General features: G+C 31.4%; 2 protein-coding genes. Both read right to left on the bottom strand.

The genetic code is table 11. The annotated features are described in order from the left end of the window. On the bottom strand, positions 1–836 hold an 836-nt coding region (locus ACI3VO_RS09995), incomplete at its 3' end, for a hypothetical protein (RefSeq protein WP_439757783.1). Positions 837–1,167: 331 nt separating this feature from the next. Beyond that, the coding region (locus ACI3VO_RS10000; protein ID WP_439757784.1) for a leucine-rich repeat protein at positions 1,168–3,460 on the bottom strand (2,293 nt) is incomplete at its 5' end.

Genomic DNA, 3,460 nt, shown 5'->3' on the forward strand with positions numbered 1-3,460 from the left:
TTAGTTTCACCGTAAGAAATACCTGTTATACCACCTGATCCTTTCATAGTATTGTAAGTAGATTCAGTTCCCCAACAATTTATAGTACCACTGTTAGAGCATCTTTTTACTGTTGCTATGTTGTAACCAACTATACCACCCATAAAGTCTCTAGCATCTATAGTAGCAGTGTTTTTACATCTATCTACAGTACCTGAGTTTTTACCAGCTATACCACCGACATAATCTTCAGTAACCTTTATAGTAACATTTGAAGTGATATTTTGAATTGTACCTTCATTGACTGCAACAAGACCACCAACATAATTTTTACCAGTTACCTTTCCTGATAAATTTAATTTTTTGATAGTACCTTTGTTGTATCCAAATAGACCTTGGTAATCGTCTTCTGAAGATATGATGACATTGATTTTGTTGTTAGAACCATTGAAAGTTCCTTCAAAAGGATTTTCTTCAGTTCCTATTGGAGCTATTTCTACTCCTTCTAACTCTAAATCATCAGCTAGTACTATAGTTTTTCCTTTGAAACTATCTTGTACCTTGTTACCTCCAGCATCTTCTGCAGTACCATTGACGATTCTAGATAATAGCACTAAATCGTCTTCTGTATCAATTGTAAAAGTATCTTTTTGTGAATCATACCATCCAAGAGAATTTGAATATTCTTTAGAGTCTTGTGTAGATTCTTCTGGTACTTCTACAGCTTCTTGAGCTTTTTCTACTTTGCTTTGTTCTATAGCATCTGCAACTACCATAAACAATGAAGTTGATGACATTGTCACAGCTATACAGATTGCCATGAATACAGCAGAAATAGATTTCATTTTCTTGCTCATTATGCGTTCCTCCTTTTTATAATTTTATTTTAGAAATATATGAAAAAAAAATAAGCTACAAATATTTCGTCAATTTATACTAATTTTATATATATTTCTTTTAAAATAATTATAATTTAGAATTCACTTTTAAAAAGTATGATTTTAGTGCTATTTTTTGATACTACTAGTAGTACTACTTTTTTATAATTTAAAAAATAAATACATATTTCAAAAAGGGATACGATGCAAATCTTACCTTGCTTCATATCCCTTTAATAGGTTTTATATGATTTTCATTTTAAAAATACTTTTGTAAATTATCCGAAAATAATTTAAATTCTCTTATATCTTACCACTCGTCGTCCCAATCTATATCATTTCCTAAAATATCTAAAACAGATATAGATCCATTTGGGTATTGAGAATAAACAGTATATTCATTTCCAGCTTTATCCCTGTATATTACATAAGATGCTGCTGTCATTTCTCTTTCAAATTGAGCTTCTGGTATATTTATTATTGTTCCTAAATAAGTTACATAATTTTCATCTTTGTTTACTTCATAGTTTACCTTACCTATAGATCTAGCTGCTTTTTTATTGTCTAATATTAAAGCTTGACCTTCTTCTAATAAATTAGCAGGTATAATTAATGTACCTTTTTCTACTATTTCGTCTCCGTCATCGTAAATCTTAGTACCAAATCTTATTCCACTCTTACCGTCTACTACTATTTTACCTTGTGCTCCTAACATTTTAACATGAGCGTATTTAGCTTTATATGTAACGTCTTGATCATAAGTAGCATCTTTTTTGAATTCTGTAGTTATATCGTCAGTATCTGTATACCAACCTACAAATGTATATCCATCTTTAGCTGGAGCTTGTGGAGTGTAATCTAAAGTTTTATCTTCTGATACTTCTTTAGTTACTAGATTTTCACCATTATCTGCATCAAATGTAACTGTTATTGCTTCTTTTAATAGTATGAAAGTCTTGTTATTAGTCTTAGCATATGCTTCTGTAGTTGAGCCTTCATAACCATAGAAAGTTACATCGTTAGTAAGGAAAGTATCAGAAACATCAGATGGTATTACCACATCTTTAGAGTAAACCTTTACAGTTTTTAATTCTTTACAAGCATTAAATGCACAGCTTCCTATTGTTTTTACATTCTTTGGTATAGTTATTTCTGTTAAAGCTGAACAAGTATTAAATGCTCTTGCTCCTATTGTTTCTAGGTCATCTCCTAAATCAAATGAAGTAATTTTTTGACAAACACTAAATGCATAGTCTCCTATTGTTTTTACTTTATCTGGAATTTTTACATCTTCTAATGCTAGACATCTATAAAATGCATAGTTTCCTATTGATGTTACTCCTTCTGGTATATCTACTGCAGTCAATGCTTCACAGCCTTTAAATATACCAGTTGGTACACTTTGTAATGAGCTCGGTAAAGTTACTCTACCAGTTATTGATTTACAACCATTAAATGCATACTCTCCTATTGTTTCTAAGTCGTCATTTAAAGTCAATGAAGTTGCTAGTCTACAGCTATCAAATGCATGAGCTCCTATTGTTTTTAAAGTAGATGGCATATCTAAAGAGCTCAATCTTGTACAACTATTAAATGCATAGTCTCCTATTGTTTCTAATCCTTCTGGTAATGTTATCTCTGTTAAACCTGTACAAGCCTTGAATGCATAAGCTCCTATTGATTTTACTGTACTTGGTATAACTATGCTCTCGATAGTATCACAGTTTTTGAATGCATTATCGCCTATTGCAGTTACTTCTTCTGGTATAACTACATCTTCTGATTCGCCCTTGTATTCTTTAAGTACTCCATTTTCTATTACAAAGTCACTATTAGTTTCGCTTTTAACTGTTATTGTACAAGATGCTACACAATCACCTGCATAAGCATATATTTTACAAGTTCCTTCACCAGTTGTAGTTACTAGACCTTTTTCGTCAACTGTAGCTACTGAGCTGTTAGAAGTTTTCCAAGTTATAGTCTTATCATCTGTAGTATCACTTGGAGATATTGTAGCATTTAATTGAACAGTTTCGTTTACTTTTATTTCTTTAGATTCTTGATCTAGAGATATACCTGTCATAGGAGTTGCTTTTGTATCATTTTCTATATTTGCAACGGCTTCGTTTAATTCTTTATTCGCTTCGTCTACTGCATCTTGACTTGCTTGTATCACATACATAGTATCATTTGCTTTTTTATAAGCAGCTCTTACATTTTTGTAGCTTAAAAGCTTATTTCTATCACTACTACTATTTATATTTGCTAGAGATGTTGCTAATTTATCCTTATCTGCAACTTTAACTCCTGAACCACTCCAGTCATCTCCTACATCTGCTCCATATCCATTTACAGTAAACTGAACTCTCATTACATCGCCGTTTTTTGGTTGATAATCGCCCATGCCAACACCTGGGAATGTACCGTTTACACAATACATCCAACCAGAATATGAAGTATAATCGAATTCTCCTAACCATCCTTCTGTTTTTCTTCCAGAAGTGTATCCATCTATTTCTGTATAATCATCATCTTTTAATCTAGATAGATAGAAACTAGATGTAAATGTTCCATTGTATTTTATATTTTCTTCACCTAGTACT

It is taken from the genome of Intestinibacter sp., from assembly GCF_051866655.1.
Lineage (GTDB): Bacteria > Bacillota > Clostridia > Peptostreptococcales > Peptostreptococcaceae > Intestinibacter.